Below are 17,714 nucleotides of genomic sequence, written 5' to 3' on the forward strand. Positions count from 1 at the left end.
ATTTCACCTTTTTCTTTAACTTTTCTTCAATGCACAAAGAAAATCCCCGCCCCCTAACTTCCGGGCTGGGATTTTCCTATTACAATGGAAGGAAATTCTTGCGCTTTTTCAATCATAAAGGCTGCGTCAAATACTTCTGACAGATGTTTTACCGGTACTACAGTAATACCTTTTATGACTTTCAGCATTTCTTCATTATTCTCATATGGGATGAGGACTAATTCAGCACCAGCATCCCGTGCAGCTGTTACTTTGGCAAAAACGCCCCCGACAGGTTTAACAAACCCATGAATGCTAATTTCGCCAGTCATTGCAACTTTATGATTAACAGGACTTCCCTTAACAGCAGAGTATATACCTGTCGCAATAGCAACCCCTGCTGAGGGACCATCTACAGGAACACCTCCAGGAAAGTTAATATGTAGATGATAAGCCCCCACTGGTATCCCCATCGACTTTAATACGGTCATAACGTTTTCAACAGAAGATTTCGCAAGGCTCTTTCTTCGAATCGACTTTGACTGATTCCCGATGCTTTCTTCCTCAACAATACCTGTAATAGTAACAGAGCCTTCTTTTTCTAGTTTCCCTTTAACGGCTGTCACTTCAATTTCAAGTAAAGCTCCCATGTTTGGTCCATAAACTGCGAGCCCATTAACAACACCTGTTGCTGGGGAAAGAGGGATTTTTCTTTCTGGTCTCGGCGTAAGTCGACTGGCATGGATGACCCATTCCATATCTGCCGCAGTAATGCTTCCTCTATTTTCTGTAATCGCCAGTCCTGCCGCAATTTGCATTAAGTTAACCGCTTCACGACCATTTCTAGCATAGCGACTAACCCGCTCAATACCATCGTTATCGAGCGTAAGGTTTAATTTCTTCGCTGCTCTAGTCGCTATATGAGCGATTTCTTCCTGGCTCAGCTCACGGAAATAAACTTCCATACATCTAGAACGAATGGCCGGCGGAATATCTTCTGGAGTTCTCGTAGTCGCTCCAATCATTCTAAAATCTGCTGGTAATCCATTTTGGAAAATGTCGTGTATATGGTTAGGAATATTTGTATTTTCTTCATTATAATAAGCACTCTCAAGATACACTTTTCGATCCTCTAGAACTTTTAGCAGCTTGTTCATTTGAATGGGATGAAGCTCTCCAATTTCATCAATAAAGAGAATCCCTCCATGCGCATTCGTAACAGCTCCTTGCTTTGGCTGAGGAATGCCTGCCTGCCCCATAGCTCCCGCACCTTGATAAATAGGGTCGTGAACAGAACCAATTAAAGGATCAGCAATTCCTCTTTCATCAAAGCGGGCCGTAGTAGCATCTAGTTCTACAAAAACGGCTGAATTTTTGAAAGGCGTTCCACGGTTTCGCTTAGCTTCCTCTAGAACGAGGCGGGCGGCCGCTGTCTTGCCTACCCCAGGCGGTCCATATATAATCACGTGCTGCGGATTAGGTCCACAGATGGCGGCTCTTAACGTACGAATCCCTTCTTCTTGACCAACAATTTCAGAAAACCCAGTTGGCCGAATACGTTCTGATAGCGGTTCGCTTAGCGAAATACTTCTTAATCGACGTAAATGCTCCATTTCTTTTCGCGATTCTTTATCTATTGAAACTTTCTGGGTTCGCTGATTTCGAAGCAAATTCCAGAAATACAATCCGATCACTATTCCAAAAAATAATTGTATCGCAAGTGCTATCCCTGTCCAATTCATACTCCTACCTCCTGAAGATTGATCAATAGAACTAGTATCTCCTGAGGTTTCGTTCCATAAACCGGCAATCCACAAATTGGATAGGGCATCTCACAAAAAAGCCAATCACCCGCAGGCGATTGGCTTTGAAATTATGCACTTTCTTTAGGTGATTTCTTATCTTCGTCGATAACAGAACCATCTTCGAGAATCAATTTAGGCGTAGTCTTCTCACTTACTGTAGAAGCTGACAAAACGCACTTCTTAATCTCTTCACGAGCAGGAAGGTCATACATAACATCAAGCATAATTCCTTCAATAATCGATCGAAGTCCACGTGCACCAGTTTTTCTTTCAATTGCTTGTTTCGCAATTTCTACTAGTGCATCATCTTCAAACTCCAGTTCAACATCGTCAAGTTCAAGAAGTTTTTGATATTGCTTCACTAATGCATTTTTAGGTTTTGTAAGAATTTCTACTAGTGCTTCTTCGTCTAGAGGCTCAAGGCTTCCAATAACCGGAAGACGGCCAATAAATTCAGGAATCAGTCCAAAACGAAGGAGGTCTTCAGGAAGAACCTTACCTAGGTATTCACCTGGTTTAAGATCTTCTTGTTTTGCTTCGCCACTAAATCCAATAATTTTCTTACCAAGACGACGCTTGATAATTTGTTCAATTCCATCAAACGCTCCCCCGCAAATGAAGAGAATATTTGTTGTATCAATTTGAATAAATTCTTGATGAGGATGCTTACGTCCACCTTGCGGAGGCACACTAGCAGTTGTACCTTCAAGAATTTTGAGTAGCGCTTGCTGAACACCTTCACCAGAAACATCACGTGTAATAGAAGGATTCTCAGATTTACGAGCTACCTTATCAATTTCATCAATGTAGATGATCCCTTTTTCAGCTTTTTCTACATCGTAATCTGCAGCTTGAATGAGTTTAAGAAGAATATTCTCAACATCTTCCCCAACATACCCAGCTTCAGTTAATGAAGTAGCATCCGCAATAGCAAAAGGCACATTCAGAATTCTAGCTAGCGTTTGTGCGAGAAGCGTTTTACCGCTCCCTGTTGGTCCAATTAGTGCAATATTACTTTTCGCAAGCTCAACATCATCAGGTTTAGATGATGCATTAATACGCTTATAGTGATTATAAACGGCTACTGAAAGTGATTTTTTCGCCTTTTCCTGCCCAATGACATAGTCATCAAGAATTTGGCAAATTTCATGAGGTTTCGGTACTTCTTTGAAGTCCACCTCTTCTTCAGTTCCAAGTTCTTCTTCAACGATCTCAGTGCATAATTCAATACACTCATCACAGATATAAACACCTGGTCCTGCTACTAACTTACGGACTTGATCCTGCGTTTTACCACAGAAAGAACATTTAAGTTGTCCTTTTTCATCGTTAAATTTAAACATGAATTCACCCCTAACCTTTGATCTCGATGAAATCCGAGTAGGTCTATCTGCAAAGGAACTCCGTCAGTCCAATTGAACTTTAATTACTCATGAAGTAATCTTAACGGGCATCCACCACTGGTTTCTCATCCTATTTATGTAATGAAATTGTATCATATAACGCAAAAGGATACGAAATAAAACGACTCTTTAAAGCTTATTATGTATCAAGTTCTTTGTCTTACTACTATGTTTAGCAAATTTGTTACATTTCATTACTACTTCTTTTTGTAAAAACAAGGCGCGATTAAGCGCCTTGTTTTAAATAAGCCAATCTAATAGCTTGTATTAAGCTTTTTTACTGTTGTCTACAAGAACATCGATTGCTTTACGGATGCGTAGGTCACCTTTAAGTGCATCAGTGCCGCCCTGCATAGTAAGCATTGAACGAATTTGTTCTTCTTCCATGTTGTACATTGCAGCCATTTTAGAAAGTTCTTCATTCACTTCTTCTTCAGAAACTTCCACATTTTCAGCTTCAGCAATTGCTTCAAGAGTTAGGTTAGTACGCACGCGCTTTTCACCGTCTTCTTGCATTTGCTCACGAAGTGCTTTTTCATCCTGACCAGAGAACTGGTAGTACATTTCAAGGTTCATACCTTGTTGTTGAAGACGCTGTTCAAATTCTTGAAGCATGCGGTCAACTTCTGCATCTACCATAGCGGATGGAAGGTCAATCTCGCTGTTTTCAGTAGCTTTTTCAATCAACGTGTCTTTCTTTTGAACATCAGCATCTTCTGCTTTTTGTTTCTCAAGATTTTCTTTCGTTGTTTTCTTAAGCTCATCAAGTGATTCTACTTCTTCGTTTACATCTTTAGCGAACTCATCATCAAGCTCAGGAAGTTCTTTACGCTTAATGTCGTGAATTTTAACTTTGAATGTCGCTTCTTGACCAGCAAGATTCTCAGCATGATACTCTTCAGGGAAAGTAACTGTTACTTCCTTCTCAGCACCAGCTTTCTCACCAATTAGTTGCTCTTCAAAGCCAGGAATGAAAGTGTTTGAACCAATTTCTAATGAATAGTTGTCGCCTTGTCCACCTTCAAATGGTTCTTCACCAAGGAAACCTTCGAAGTCGATTACTGCTGTATCGCCTTCTTGAAGTTCTCCATCTTCAACAACAACAAGCTCAGCTTGCTTTTCTTGAAGTGACTTAAGCTCTGCTTCCACTTCTTCATCTGTAACGCTTGTCTCTTGTTCTTCAACTTCAAGACCTTTGTATTCGCCAAGTTTTACTTCAGGCTTAACAGTTACTGTTGCTTTGAAGATCAAGTTTTGACCTTTTTCCATTTGCTCCACGTCTACTTCCGGACGATCAACTGGCTCGATACCAGATTCATCGATAGCTTCTGAATAAGCTTTAGGAAGAATAATATCAAGAGCATCTTGATAAAGAGATTCTACACCAAAACGCTTTTCGAAAAGAGAGCGTGGCATTTTACCTTTACGGAATCCAGGTACATTAACCTGTTTCACGACTTTTTTGAACGCTTCGTCCAGCGCACTATTAACCTCAGTAGCGTCTACTTCTACTGTAAGAACGCCCTGATTACCTTCAAGCTTTTCCCAATTTGCAGTCATTTACACATTACCTCCAACAATAAATATATTTCCACTAATCGAGCGTTTAAAAAAGATGACGCCTTTTGGAGTATAAAAGCGTCTGCTGTCTTTTAAACGGTCTCTTTTACTAGTAAATATGGGTTTGCAACCATTTTATTATAACATAGAACAGTTACTTTTCAACACATACGGTATGATTGTAAACCGCGTAACCATAGTACAGCTTACCTATGTTCCCGAATGATCGCAAGGCAAAACATTCTATTTCCATGTATTTCTACTCAAACGGGCGATAAAATGGCTGATTTTCAATGTTCATGATCCGATTTGCAGCCACCTCAAATTCTGAAGACTTAACTTCATAATAATCGCTAAGCTCCTCATTTAACAAGTCTTCACCATTCATTTCAGAAGCCACTTTATGAACAGCTGCCGCCCAAACAGCACTGTTCGATGGTTCGGCTTCAAATGGCGAAATGGCGAACAAATAATGCCACCAAATTTGCATACACATCTCAAAAAGAGCTGGGTTTTTCTGTTCCACCACATGAGAAAGTTTCGATTTAACGCTTAAAGAAAAGTCCTGCAGAAAAATATCCTTCAATTCGGAAGGATTTACAGTAATCTCTCTTCCAAACTTATGTACGATAACTTCTTGATTCAACTCTTTTTCTCTTAAAACCTGTAACACCAGGCTTTTAAGGAGGGGATCCTTATCTGTTGCATTTAAATATGTAAGATAAACTGGAATAGACTTTTTCTCATTAACAGCGCTCAGTTTCTGTATAGCCAACCACTGTTTTTCCGTCTTATTGCTTTCTAAATAAGCAATTAGCTTGTCTGCATCTTCCTCTTGGACAGTTTCAAACTCATCGTCAGAATCGATATCATAACTCGTCATTTGCCTGCTGAAATGCAATAGCTGATAGAGCGATTCCGCTATATTTGACGGAAGTTGATTTTCTTGCAATACCGCTTCGATCATCGTAACTACATTCTGATACTTTCCAAGCTGAACTAAAATTGATATGTATACTTGAAAAATGTCGTAATAGTCCCCGATACCCTGCTGCATCATTGTTTCACAGCGTTCAGATGCTTCTTTTAAATCGCCCATTTCAACCAGGCTTAGGACCATTCCAAAATTCCCTTGAGGATGATCTGGTTCGATTTCAAGTAGCTGACTAAAATGTTTATGTGCCTCTTTAATTTCTTTAGCTTTAAGTGCTGCCATTCCTTTTTCGACAAGCTTGCCTGCCACGTTTGGAAAATAAACTATTTTCCTCTCATGCTTTTCTTTATCCATGACGTAATCGCTCCACTCTCTTATATTCTCTATTAAAAGAGTTTACAGCAGGAAAGGCGCAGCTACGATTAGGTATCAGTTTATCAGTATCCACCTGTAAACTCAAGTTGAAGCACGTTACAGGTTCTATTCCCGCTTGTTTATTGTTTAACACGCTCTATTAGTAAAGCGCTACGATAAGTGATTGTTCCCCTGAAAGCAAGTCACAGTACAGCACCGTTTCTGAACGTACTCATTAATGTGTAAGCTATGTTAGGTTATATTGATGAAATGTCGTTTTGGGCTCATTCAAGTGAAACCTTATTTTCACATCGTGAAAATAAGCCAAAAATCAACAACGTTCATTCACACAGCTCAAAGTATAAAAAAAAAGCCATCTTATCACAATGATAAATGCCTTTACGTTATAGATATGGTGTCCCAGGAGAGATTCGAACTCCCGACCCACAGCTTAGAAGGCTGTTGCTCTATCCTACTGAGCTACTGGGACATTGTTTAGTTTGTAGCGACATTTATTAATATAACGAATATCAAAAATAATGTCAATAGAAAAACTAGAAAAACACAGCCTTCGCTGTGTTTTTTCTTAAGTGAGAGAAAATATTTTTGAAAGATCTTCTACTATTTCCCCAGTTTCATCACGATACGTCACGCTAACATCATTTTCAGACCATTCTACAATCGCATAAGTTTGAATCGGCGGTTTTCTCGGAAGTTTGACACTACCAGGATTAAGAAACAGTGTTCCTTCCTCATATACAGATAGGACCTCATGAGAATGACCAAAACAAACAAGATCCGCTTGTACTTCTTCAGCTTTATACTGCAATTTCATTAACGTCATTTTCACATTATATAAATGTCCATGGGTCGTAAAAACAGTTTTGTCCCCTACTTTATCGACCGATTCATCTGGATAACGATGGTCGTAATCACAGTTTCCACTCACTCTCACCTGAAAAGGTAGCATTTCAGATGCATCATAATCAAATTCTGAATCTCCACAGTGGATCATACATTCGACTTCATTTTGATGTCTCTCTACAAGATTCTGCAATTCTTCCTTAGAACTATGATTATCACTTACAACTAGAACTTTCATCTCACGTCACCTCTTCAATTTAGAGTCGAGTCATGAATGCTATTAATGTTAACTCAGGCAAAGAAGCCGTATATTCAACGAGTTCAAATCATTAGTTATCCATATGTTTTAAAATAAATCCTTAAATCCCTTTTCTAAACGATCAAGAGCTTGTCCTCTATGTGAGATAGCATTTTTTTCTTCAGGAGAAAGTTCAGCCATCGTTTTACCGTATGAAGGCAGGTAGAAAATCGGATCATATCCGAACCCGTAGTTTCCAGAACGTTCAAAAGCAATTGTCCCATTGCATGAACCCGAAAAAACTTCCGTGTTTTGACCAGGGATGGCGACCGCTAGAATACATTGAAAAGAAGCTCCACGATCTTCTTCAGGTACATTCTTCATTTCTTCGAGAACTTTGTCCATGTTTGCTTCATCATTTTTATCGAGTCCTGCATATCTAGCCGAATAAACCCCGGGATCACCATCAAGTGCATCTATGACAAGCCCAGAATCATCCGCAATAACCGGTTGGTTTGTTAATTTCATAATGGCTTCGGCTTTTAGTACGGCATTCTCCGCAAAAGTATGACCAGTTTCTGCCACGTCAGGCGCGTCTTCGAGATCCAATAAAGAAACTACAGTAAGCTCTTCTGACTCGAACCTTCTCTTAAATTCCCTTACTTTACCTTCATTCTTTGATGCAATAAGAAGTTTACGCATCGTCCGTAGATTCCTCCTTTATTTTTGAAGCAAACTCACCGATCACTTCTGTTTGCTTCTGAATCAATTTCTCAACACCATCTTTACCTAGCGCAAGCATTTCATTTAATTGATTCATATTAAACGTTGCTTCTTCACCTGTTCCCTGTAGTTCCACGAATTCCCCACTACCAGTCATAACAATATTCATATCCACATGAGCTGAGGAATCTTCCTTATAGCAAAGGTCCAATAAAGCCGTTCCACCTTGATCAATTCCTACCGAAGTGGCTGCAAGAAAATCAGTTAATGGCATTTTCTTAATTTGCTTTCGATTCATACCTTTTTCTACAGCCAGTGCAAGTGCTACAAATGCGCCAGTAATAGAAGCAGTTCGAGTGCCGCCATCTGCCTGAATCACATCACAATCAATCCAAATCGTGCGTTCTCCAAGCGCTTCAAGGTCAACTACCGTACGAAGTGCTCTTCCAATTAGACGCTGAATCTCCATTGTGCGACCAGCAACTTTTCCTTTACTTGATTCACGAATGTTTCTTTGTTCAGTAGCTCTTGGCAACATAGCATACTCGGCTGCAATCCACCCTTTCCCCTGTCCTCGCATAAAAGGTGGTACGCGATCCTCTATTGATGCAGAGCAAATCACTTTTGTATCTCCTACAGTAATTAATACAGAACCTTCCGGATGCTTTATATAATCTCTTTCAATATGTATCGCTCTAAGCTCATCTTCCTTACGTCCATCAATTCTCATACTCTTCCTCCTGTTCCCCATCTCTTTCATTACTAAATCATAACCATTTAATGAAACTACCTTTTATCTTTTCTAGACTATGTTAATAAACGTTACTGAATTTTAGATGACCCATGAATTTAAACGTAATAAGCCTAACTAACCTTCATTTAAATAGAAAAAGAGGCAGTACACCTGCCTCTTAATCGTATCATATTCTATTTTAAAAACCCACTTTGTTAACGTCTACTGGCCTTGAAACTGGTTCTGACAAAGCATTACCAGCTTCATCAATGACTTCTGGGTGACCATCAACAGTAATAGCTACTTCACTAATGCTTTCCTTCTCGGTTAACGAAAGAACCAGACTATTTATAATATCTTTCTGAATAACCATCTCTTCTGATCCAGTTAAGATCGCTTCATTAAAATCTAGCGTTAATAAACCATCTTCCTCTTTAGCCTTCAATAATTTTACGTCTTTAGATAGTTGACTAAATAAGCCGGAATGAACTGCCGGTCCTTCCATTAGTCCTTTCAATACGCCTCGCACATCATCCGAGACGCCTTCCATCCGTTTTGTAACTGGGACGTAGTATGCATAGTCTTCACTTTGAGCCATGAAATAGACGGTTACATCTTCGCTATTGGAAACATCAACCACATTACCCATCTCATGGTTAATCCCATTTGCCCTGCTAACACTCTCACCGATTGGCGTCCCATTCACAGGCATTTCCTGTTGATCATAGCCATTGATTTGAATTTTCACCTTCTCAATTCCGTCAAATTGAGTTAATGTCCAAGTGACAGCCTCAAGAATTTGTTTCTCATTTTCTGCAGCATAATCTTTAAACTCATTTGAGAAATCCACAACCACCGTTTCATCAACTTGATCAACGCCCTGGATAACAGTTCCAGCAGGCAACACAGCTTTAAAACCGTTAGGAAGCATTTCTGTCACTGGACCATCAACAACAAGGTATTCTAACGCTTGCTTTGCAGCACCTTCTACGGCAGGAAGTTGAACGCTCTGTGGCACAACCATTCCATTGGCATCAAGTAAATAGAGTTGACGAGTCGTCATTCCATTGGCTTCATCAGCCGCCTCTTCACCCGTCGCTTCTTCTACTTCACCTTCTTTTGTAGCACCTGTCTCATTATCCTCCATCTGTTCTCCATCTTTTACATAATCGACTTTAGGAGGATCGATTTCCTTTAATGATTTTTCAAAACCGAAACCGCAACCAGATATTGTTAATATACATGAAAGCAACAATAGCGCGAACCCAATTCCGCGTAAACGCATAGCTATCCCTCCCCGGATGGTTTGTACTACCATTTATACGAGTTATATTTCAATTTATACCTGAGTAATTTGAATAACTTGTTTTATCATTTATTAGGAGAGATACGAGCTTCAAAAATTGGCTACGATATTGAACCTTGGTGATTTCTAGAAATTTTTTGAGAAAGATTAATTTTTTGATAACTAAAAAAACTCTAATCTTTGATAGATTAGAGTTCGATACGTTCAACATTAGCTACAGGATAATCGAGCCAATGGCTCGCAATCCTAGCGAAGTTGTCAATTGATCCAGTTGTAAGAAATGTATGCGATGGACGTTCATCACCTGTATATAAAAGTGAACTGTACTCTAGAATACCACTCACTTCATATGCTGTTTCATCGCCTGAACAAATAATGGCTGTATCGTCTCCCATGACTGATTGAATCACTGATTCTAATAATGGATAATGTGTACATCCTAATATCAGGGTATCGATTCCTTTATTCATCAATGGGGCAAGCGTGCTTCTGACAGTCTGATACGTTTCTTCACTGTTCAGATTTCCGGTTTCGACCAGCGGCACAAAGGGAGGGCACGCAAGACTTTCCACTTTAATATCATTATCAATAGCTTTAAGGGAGTACTCGTAAGCTCGACTTTTTACAGTACCAGTCGTTCCAATTACTCCAATATACTTATTTGTCGTTTCTTTCAAAGCACTTCTTGCTCCAGGGTGAATAACACCTCTTACGGGGATAGATAGTTCATCTTGAATCTCTTTAAGAACGACAGCGGTCGCAGTATTACAAGCAATAATGAGCATTTTAATATGGTATTGCTCTAATAGGTAATTCGTCATTTCCCAGGTGAACTGCCTCACCTCAGAAACCGTTCTTGGCCCATAAGGACATCTTGCTGTATCACCTAAATAAACAATTTCTTCTTTTGGTAGCTGTCGCATAATCTCTCTTGCTACCGTTAGTCCGCCAACACCTGAATCAATAACCCCGATTGGTTTCTTCAAAATATTTCGCCTCTCTACTTACCGGTCCAGTTAGTTCTTTTTCATTTCGTCATAAAGTAAATGCAAACTTTCTTCAAGTGCTTTTACTTGATCCCCCGAGAATTTCTGGGTAATGTTTTCCAAATAGACCTGTCTTTTATGAATCACTTTTTTAATTATTTCATTTCCCTTATCTAATATATGAATTCGTACGACTCGTCGATCGTGTGGGTCTTTCACTCGTTTTACTAGCTCCGTTTTTTCCATACGATCCACGAGATCCGTCGTCGTACTACAGGCAAGATACATTTTATTAGACAGTTCTCCAATAGTTAAATCACCGTATTCAGAAAGCCATTGGAGCGCAAGAAATTGAGGAGGTGTAATGGAAAATTCACTCAAAAGTTCCCGTCCATGTTGTTTAATAATACCAGCAACCATACGAAGTGATTTCTCTATATCAACAATTGACGCTGGTTCTCTTGTTAATTCTTCAGACATCTAGTCTCCCCCTTATAATATCTTACATTCTATTTTGATTGTAACCGATATGAATTGCAAGAGATGACTCCTTCTAACTTCTTATTCATATGCCCATGTATAAGAAGTAGCGTAAAAAACTTACCGAATTCATCATTGCCCAAAAACGAATCATGAACATATGTAAATAAAAAAAGAAGAGCTATAGTTTCCTATAGCTCTTCCGTTGCGAAATGTTCTTGTACATAGGCAACCACTTCTTCATTTGTTGCAAGTGAAAGAATGTGATCGATATGAGAAGAAATCTCTTCTTTAGATAGCTTCGTCATTTGACTTCTAGCAGGCAAAATCGAAGTAGCACTCATGCTGAATTCATCGAGTCCAAGACCAAGAAGGATTGGGATCGCAATCTGATCTCCCGCCATTTCACCACACATACCAGCCCACTTGCCTTCTTTATGAGCTGCATCAATGACCATTTTAACAAGTCTAAGAATTGCAGGATTATATGGTTGGTAAAGGTAAGATACCTTTTGATTCATACGATCAGCAGCCATCGTATATTGAATAAGATCGTTAGTTCCAACACTAAAGAAATCAACTTCTTTAGCAAAAACGTCAGCCATTGCCGCCGTTGCTGGAATTTCAACCATCATACCAATTTCAATATCTTCTGATACCTGAATACCTTCCCCGATTAGCTCCTCTTTAACAGAAAGAAGCATCTCTTTAGCCTGACGGAATTCACCGACAGTTGCAATCATAGGAAACATTACTTTTAAGTTACCGAATACGCTAGCGCGAAGAAGTGCACGCAGTTGAGTACGGAAAATTTCCGTCTCTTCAAGGCAAAGGCGAATCGCACGGAACCCAAGGAACGGATTCATTTCTTTCGGAAGATTTAAGTAAGGTAGCTCTTTATCTCCACCGATATCAAGTGTACGGATTACGACAGGCTTACCATCCATTTTTTCAAGAACTTCTTTGTAAGCCTTGAACTGCTCTTCTTCTGAAGGCAATTCGTTACGGCCCATATATAGAAATTCAGTACGGTATAGGCCGACGCCTTCTCCACCGTTTTCAAGGACACCTTTTACGTCTTCAGGAGTACCGATGTTTGCTGCAAGCTCAACATGTTTCTCATCTTTCGTTGTTGTTGGCTCATTTACAAGCTTCGCCCACTCTTGTTTTTTAGCTTCAAAGTGTTCCTTTTTCTTTGTATATTCCGCAATTTCTTCTTCAGAAGGATCAACAATCACATTACCATCGATACCATCAATGATAACTAATTTACCTTCCACATCTTCAGAAGTAATAGTTTTCGTTCCAACGACAGCTGGAATTTCCATTGAACGAGCCATGATAGCAGAGTGAGATGTTCTACCACCAATATCCGTCGCAAACCCTTTAACAAACTGCTTATTTAATTGAGCAGTGTCAGAAGGAGTGAGATCTTCAGCTAGAACAATAACTTCATCGGTGATTGCACCTGGAGATGTAAACGTAACGCCAAGTAAATGAGCCAGTACACGTTTAGATACGTCTCGAATATCAGCAGCACGTTCTTTCATGTACTCATTATCCATGTTCTCAAACATGCTAATAAACATATTCGAAACTTCACTCATTGCACTTTCAGCATTTACTTTTTCATTATTAACTTTATCTTTCACTGCATTCAACAACTCTGGATCAGATAAAACGAGAAGATGAGCAGCAAAAATCGCTGCTTTATCTTCTCCGAGCTGTTCATTGGCGTGATTCTTAATGACTTCTAGTTCTTCTTTAGCACGATGAACGGCCGCTTCAAAACGTTCAATTTCAGCACCAGCATCAGTAATTGATTTTTGTTCAATTTCAAGTGCCGGATTTTCAAGTACGAACGCTTTAGCAATAGCAATTCCCGCAGAAGCGCCAATTCCAGTCAGTTGGTTAGACATTACTTGCCTAGACCTTCATTTTCCATAACTTCAGTTAGTCCTGCAATCGCATCGTCAGCATCTGATCCTTCTGCTTTGATAGTGATTTCAGAATTTTGTTGGATACCAAGGCTCATAACACCCATGATGGATTTCAAGTTTACAGACTTCCCGTTGTAATCAAGCGTTACGTCAGAGCTGTATTGACCTGCTTTGTTTACTAGTGCTGTCGCTGGGCGTGCGTGGATTCCTGATTCGCTTGTTACTGTGAAATTTTTCTCTGCCATTTTCAATTCCCTCTTTCAAATGTTATATTTTTTATTTTGATATTGTAATAATATCTTTGTCTTCCCGAGAAACAGTTCCTTCTTTCGAAAGATCAATTGTTTCTCCCTCTTCAAGGTTAGTAAATACAATAGGTGTAATAGTTGATGTTGCATTCTCTTTAATAAATGAGAGATCAACCTTCATAAGCTTCTGTCCTTGCTTAATCTCATCGCCTTCGCTAATGAATACTTCAAAACCTTCACCTTTGAGGTTAACCGTATCAATTCCAACGTGAATTAGAATCTCACGTCCATTAACAGACTCAATACCAATTGCATGCTTCGTTGGGAACACATTCATTATTTTGCCATCAACCGGTGCGACAATCAAGCCATCAGTTGGTTCAATCGCAAAACCGTCTCCCATCATCTTACCAGAAAAGACCTGATCAGGCACTTCCGTGATTGGCATAATCTTACCCTCTAGAGGAGAAATAAGATGATCAGAACCCTTCACTCCAGAAGCTTGCTCACTCTTTTCTTCTTTTTTCTCATCTTGAAGTGGCTTTGGTGTCTTTCCACTCATGATATCTCTGATCTGTCCTTTCAAACCATCGGACTGAGTTCCAAAAATAGCCTGAATGTTATTTCCTACTTCCATAACACCTGATGCACCAAGACGTTTCAAACGCTTCTTATCCACTTCGCCTTTATCTGAAACAGAAACACGAAGTCGTGTAATACAAGCATCAAGACTTGTAATATTGCTTTCACCGCCAAGAGCTTGAAGCACATTGTAAGCAAGCGCTGTATTGTCTTGACCATCGTCAGCAATTTCATCCTCTTCATCTTCTTCTCGTCCAGGAGTCATTAAGTTAAACTTACGAATCGCAAAACGGAAGCCGAAGTAATAGATTAATGCGAATACTAACCCTACTGGAATAACAAGCCACCAGGCAGTTCTACCTTGAAGTACTCCGAATAGAAGGAAATCAATGACACCACCAGAGAAAGTCATACCAATTTTAACATCAAGTAAAGCCATTGTCATAAAAGAAAGACCTGCAAAAATCGCATGAATTCCAAAAAGGACTGGAGCTACGAATAAGAAAGAAAATTCAAGCGGCTCAGTTATCCCTGTTAAGAAAGAAGTAAGTGCAGCAGAGCCCATGATTCCTGCTACAACCGCTTTCTTTTCTGGTCTAGCTTCATGATACATAGCAAGCGCTGCTGCAGGAAGACCAAACATCATAAACGGGAATTTACCAGTCATGAATGTACCAGCAGTTAACTCAGCACCATCTTTCAACTGTTCGAAGAAAATCTTTTGATCTCCTCGAATGATTTCACCTGCAGCATTTGTATATTGTCCAAACTCAAACCAGAATGGTGAGTAGAAAATATGGTGCAGTCCGAATGGAATTAACGAACGTTCAATAACACCGAATACAAATGCAGCAAGTGCTGGATTAGCATCAAGCATGTTGTGTGAAAAAGCATTTAGGCCAGATTGTACAGGTGGCCAAACGAAAATCATAATTACACCAAGAATCAAAGCTGAAACCGCCGTAGCGATTGGAACAAATCGTTTCCCAGCAAAGAAACCAAGATATTGAGGAAGTTGAATATTATAATACCGTTTATACATATAGGAGGCAAGAATACCGACTATAATTCCTCCGAAAACCCCTGTTTGTAATGTAGGTATACCCAGCACATTAGCATATGATGCGCTTTCAGCAACTTGATCAGCTGATACGCCTTCAAGTACACCCATTGTAATATTCATAACAAGGAAACCTACAATTGCAGCAATACCCGCAACGCCGTCTCCATCAGATAAACCAATTGCTACCCCAACCGCAAATAGTAGTGCAAGGTTAGCAAATACTATCCCACCAGACTCCTCCATGACAGTAGCAAGAAGCTGGAACCATTCAGCTGACAAGAACGGTAGTTTTTCAAGTAAAGTTGGATTTTGAAATGCATTACCAAAACCTAGCAATAGTCCAGCAGCAGGTAAAATTGCAACTGGAAGCATTAGCGCTTTACCAACGCGCTGTAAAACCCCGAAAGCCTGTTTAAACATGTGTTTTCCTCCTTTTATTTTTCCCCCAAAAAATTTGAATATAAAAAAGGCATGAGTGGACGGTATGACAACTCAATCAGGATATACTATACCCCAATCAGTTTTTGTCATTCCGGCTTCACTCATGCCTGATCGTATCAGTAACACGTTACCGTTAAGTATGAAATTATTTAGGAGAAAGCCTTTGCAAGTGCATCGTTAAGTAGACCGCTTCTGCATCAGGAAAATTCGTACGAAGTTCCTTCTGCATAATTTTAATCAACTTCCATGACAGATTATAGCACACTGGATATTCTTCTTTCAACACTTTTTCTAATCGTTCATGCGCTTCCACGGGTTGATTTAACTCACTACGTTCAATCGCATGTCTCAGATGACGTACAAGACGCAAATAATCAATTCCTGTCCGACTAATTTCAATTCGAAGAGATTCTTCAATGACTTTAACGAGTTGACTAATTAAAGCCGAATATTTGTTAAGCTTACCTACGCTTCTATTTGTAATAGCACTGTGAATGTGTAACGCAACAAACCCAATCTCTCCATCAGGAAGAGCCACATCAAGCTTATGATTAATTAACTGTATCACTTCTTCAGCAATTGTATACTCTTTTGGATACATTGTTTGCGTTTCGACTAGAAAAGGATTCTTTACATCCAATCCTTGACGAAGGCGTTTAATCGCAAAGGAAAGGTGATCCGTTAAGGAAACGTGGATATGCTCGTCTAACTCCGCATCCAGCTTATCTCCGATCAGCGAAATCGTATCATTCATCATGCCGATAAAAGATTCTGGTACATGTGGAACTAATAACTTATATTGTTCCTGCTCATGCTTATCTATAAGAACAAAATACTTGTCTACTTTGGATTCATCGAGTCTTTCGCCTTGTTTCTGATTGAAGCCAATCCCTTTTCCAGTTAAAACGACTTCATTATTATTCTCCGAAACGGCAATTACGACATTATTATTTAGAATTTTCTTTATTTCAAATTCACCATTCATGTTCAATTTCCCCTCATTAAACCGGTTTCATTTGTGATTATGAACGTACTAATGATAGTAAATAACAGATCGAACGTCAATGAGAAAACGTTCCATTAGGTTGCCCCTTACTCATGTAATATAGTTGATATCATAATCTATTGCTTCATTTATAACAACCCGAAGATATTTTTCTATCTTCCATTCATTTCATATGCCGCTATTTTATTATGTTATTATCAAACAAAAAGAAAATCTACTAAAAAGCTACGCTTGTTTGTATAAGAGTCTCTTCTTCGCTTGAAACCATCTCGGTACATACCTTTTTGTTATTTTAACATACTATTCATTCTTTTTTATTTTATCCTACTCACTTCATTGACCGATCTCTAGGATTTTCTTTTCCTTACTCTTTATCATGAAGTTAAAGTTCCTATCTATCTCATTCTTTCTTTTTCACAGAGTGACATTTAACTCGAATTAAGAAATAATCTAGAATTAACAGTATTAGCTAACTTGACGTTTCACATAAGAAAAAACCGGCTTTTTGAGCCGGCACAGTTATATTTCTAATTCTCCCAGTCGAAGCAATTCAACAACAGCCTGAGAACGCCCCTTTACCCCCAGCTTTTGCATCGTGTTCGAAATATGGTTCCGAACTGTTTTTTCGCTAATAAACAATTCTTCTGCTATTTCTCTTGTCGTTTTGTCTTGAACAAGCAATTCGAAAACTTCTCTTTCTCTTTTGGTTAATAGTGGCTTTGGTCGGTAGTGGTTCCCTTTCAACATTCCACCCTCCTCGATAGGGCAACAAAGCAACTTCGATTGAAATTATATAGTCCTTACAATATATGAATTTCTATCTTACGTGTTACATTAATTCACACATTGCATAAAAACAGTTTAGAGAATTTATTATGACAACCTTCGTTCTTCTTCATCATTTCCTGAGAAATATCGTAATAAGATTTTATTCTTTTCTTAAGACTTGGCTCTTTTAAAGAAGCTGTAGATCTTAGAATCAATTAAGTTCTGTCATGATCAATCGCTTCGCAGAAAAAATCGAGAACCCACGGTATAAGCTAACATAGCTTAAGAATTATCTGAAACT

The 17,714-nt window shown here is 39.1% G+C and carries 15 protein-coding genes and 1 tRNA gene; all 16 read right to left on the reverse strand.

Annotated elements, in window-relative coordinates:
- Positions 1 to 53: 53 nt before the first annotated feature.
- Positions 54 to 1,721 carry an ATP-dependent protease LonB gene (gene lonB / locus AC0VYV_RS15540; RefSeq protein ID WP_475365565.1) on the reverse strand — a complete coding sequence of 556 codons (1,668 nt, stop codon included), beginning with the start codon at positions 1,719 to 1,721 and terminating at the stop codon, positions 54 to 56.
- Positions 1,722 to 1,852: 131 nt separating this feature from the next.
- Positions 1,853 to 3,127, reverse strand: coding sequence for an ATP-dependent protease ATP-binding subunit ClpX (clpX, locus tag AC0VYV_RS15545; RefSeq protein WP_194219374.1), 1,275 nt, complete (start codon positions 3,125 to 3,127; stop codon positions 1,853 to 1,855).
- A 327-nt stretch (positions 3,128 to 3,454) separates the two neighbouring features.
- Positions 3,455 to 4,747 carry a trigger factor gene (tig, locus tag AC0VYV_RS15550; RefSeq protein ID WP_194219373.1) on the reverse strand — a complete coding sequence of 431 codons (1,293 nt, stop codon included), beginning with the start codon at positions 4,745 to 4,747 and terminating at the stop codon, positions 3,455 to 3,457.
- Positions 4,748 to 5,006: 259 nt separating this feature from the next.
- Entirely contained in the window at positions 5,007 to 6,035 is a 1,029-nt protein-coding gene (locus AC0VYV_RS15555; RefSeq protein WP_475365566.1) for a tetratricopeptide repeat protein, read from the reverse strand.
- A gap of 413 nt (positions 6,036 to 6,448) precedes the next feature.
- A tRNA-Arg gene (locus AC0VYV_RS15560) sits at positions 6,449 to 6,525 on the reverse strand.
- A gap of 96 nt (positions 6,526 to 6,621) precedes the next feature.
- Complete coding sequence (locus tag AC0VYV_RS15565) at positions 6,622 to 7,137, reverse strand: metallophosphoesterase (protein WP_475365567.1); 516 nt, start codon at positions 7,135 to 7,137, stop codon at positions 6,622 to 6,624.
- A gap of 108 nt (positions 7,138 to 7,245) precedes the next feature.
- Complete coding sequence (locus AC0VYV_RS15570) at positions 7,246 to 7,839, reverse strand: XTP/dITP diphosphatase (protein WP_475365568.1); 594 nt, start codon at positions 7,837 to 7,839, stop codon at positions 7,246 to 7,248.
- Complete coding sequence (gene rph, locus AC0VYV_RS15575) at positions 7,832 to 8,590, reverse strand: ribonuclease PH (protein ID WP_194219369.1); 759 nt, start codon at positions 8,588 to 8,590, stop codon at positions 7,832 to 7,834. The genes AC0VYV_RS15570 and rph overlap by 8 nt, the downstream gene beginning before the upstream one ends.
- Before the next feature lie 202 nt (positions 8,591 to 8,792).
- The gene (locus tag AC0VYV_RS15580; protein WP_475365569.1) at positions 8,793 to 9,878 is read right to left on the reverse strand and encodes a GerMN domain-containing protein; all 1,086 of its coding nucleotides are present in this window, start codon (positions 9,876 to 9,878) and stop codon (positions 8,793 to 8,795) included.
- Positions 9,879 to 10,087: 209 nt separating this feature from the next.
- Positions 10,088 to 10,885, reverse strand: coding sequence for a glutamate racemase (racE, locus tag AC0VYV_RS15585; protein WP_303532037.1), 798 nt, complete (start codon positions 10,883 to 10,885; stop codon positions 10,088 to 10,090).
- Positions 10,886 to 10,915: 30 nt separating this feature from the next.
- Positions 10,916 to 11,365, reverse strand: coding sequence for a MarR family winged helix-turn-helix transcriptional regulator (locus AC0VYV_RS15590; protein ID WP_194219366.1), 450 nt, complete (start codon positions 11,363 to 11,365; stop codon positions 10,916 to 10,918).
- Positions 11,366 to 11,556: 191 nt separating this feature from the next.
- The gene (gene ptsP, locus AC0VYV_RS15595) at positions 11,557 to 13,284 is read right to left on the reverse strand and encodes a phosphoenolpyruvate--protein phosphotransferase (protein ID WP_194219365.1); all 1,728 of its coding nucleotides are present in this window, start codon (positions 13,282 to 13,284) and stop codon (positions 11,557 to 11,559) included.
- Entirely contained in the window at positions 13,284 to 13,550 is a 267-nt protein-coding gene (locus AC0VYV_RS15600) for a phosphocarrier protein HPr (protein WP_136947743.1), read from the reverse strand. The genes ptsP and AC0VYV_RS15600 overlap by 1 nt, the downstream gene beginning before the upstream one ends.
- A gap of 31 nt (positions 13,551 to 13,581) precedes the next feature.
- Positions 13,582 to 15,618, reverse strand: a complete 2,037-nt coding sequence (gene ptsG, locus AC0VYV_RS15605) for a glucose-specific PTS transporter subunit IIBC (protein WP_475365571.1) — start codon at positions 15,616 to 15,618, stop codon at positions 13,582 to 13,584.
- Between the two features lie 166 nt (positions 15,619 to 15,784).
- Positions 15,785 to 16,624 carry a glucose PTS transporter transcription antiterminator GlcT gene (gene glcT / locus AC0VYV_RS15610; RefSeq protein ID WP_194219363.1) on the reverse strand — a complete coding sequence of 280 codons (840 nt, stop codon included), beginning with the start codon at positions 16,622 to 16,624 and terminating at the stop codon, positions 15,785 to 15,787.
- A 540-nt stretch (positions 16,625 to 17,164) separates the two neighbouring features.
- Positions 17,165 to 17,392, reverse strand: coding sequence for a helix-turn-helix domain-containing protein (locus AC0VYV_RS15615; protein WP_369810531.1), 228 nt, complete (start codon positions 17,390 to 17,392; stop codon positions 17,165 to 17,167).
- Between the last annotated feature and the right edge of the window lie 322 nt (positions 17,393 to 17,714).

This window comes from Anaerobacillus sp. QJM3NY_17, from assembly GCF_056173665.1.

Coding starts and splice junctions, on each gene's coding strand:
- lonB (WP_475365565.1), bottom strand. CDS start 1,721: ATGAATTGGACAGGGATAGCACTTGCGATACAATTATTTTTTGGAATA.
- clpX (WP_194219374.1), bottom strand. CDS start 3,127: ATGTTTAAATTTAACGATGAAAAAGGACAACTTAAATGTTCTTTCTGT.
- tig (WP_194219373.1), bottom strand. CDS start 4,747: ATGACTGCAAATTGGGAAAAGCTTGAAGGTAATCAGGGCGTTCTTACA.
- AC0VYV_RS15555 (WP_475365566.1), bottom strand. CDS start 6,035: ATGGATAAAGAAAAGCATGAGAGGAAAATAGTTTATTTTCCAAACGTG.
- AC0VYV_RS15565 (WP_475365567.1), bottom strand. CDS start 7,137: ATGAAAGTTCTAGTTGTAAGTGATAATCATAGTTCTAAGGAAGAATTG.
- AC0VYV_RS15570 (WP_475365568.1), bottom strand. CDS start 7,839: ATGCGTAAACTTCTTATTGCATCAAAGAATGAAGGTAAAGTAAGGGAA.
- rph (WP_194219369.1), bottom strand. CDS start 8,590: ATGAGAATTGATGGACGTAAGGAAGATGAGCTTAGAGCGATACATATT.
- AC0VYV_RS15580 (WP_475365569.1), bottom strand. CDS start 9,878: ATGCGTTTACGCGGAATTGGGTTCGCGCTATTGTTGCTTTCATGTATA.
- AC0VYV_RS15590 (WP_194219366.1), bottom strand. CDS start 11,365: ATGTCTGAAGAATTAACAAGAGAACCAGCGTCAATTGTTGATATAGAG.
- ptsP (WP_194219365.1), bottom strand. CDS start 13,284: ATGTCTAACCAACTGACTGGAATTGGCGCTTCTGCGGGAATTGCTATT.
- AC0VYV_RS15600 (WP_136947743.1), bottom strand. CDS start 13,550: ATGGCAGAGAAAAATTTCACAGTAACAAGCGAATCAGGAATCCACGCA.
- ptsG (WP_475365571.1), bottom strand. CDS start 15,618: ATGTTTAAACAGGCTTTCGGGGTTTTACAGCGCGTTGGTAAAGCGCTA.
- glcT (WP_194219363.1), bottom strand. CDS start 16,624: ATGAATGGTGAATTTGAAATAAAGAAAATTCTAAATAATAATGTCGTA.
- AC0VYV_RS15615 (WP_369810531.1), bottom strand. CDS start 17,392: ATGTTGAAAGGGAACCACTACCGACCAAAGCCACTATTAACCAAAAGA.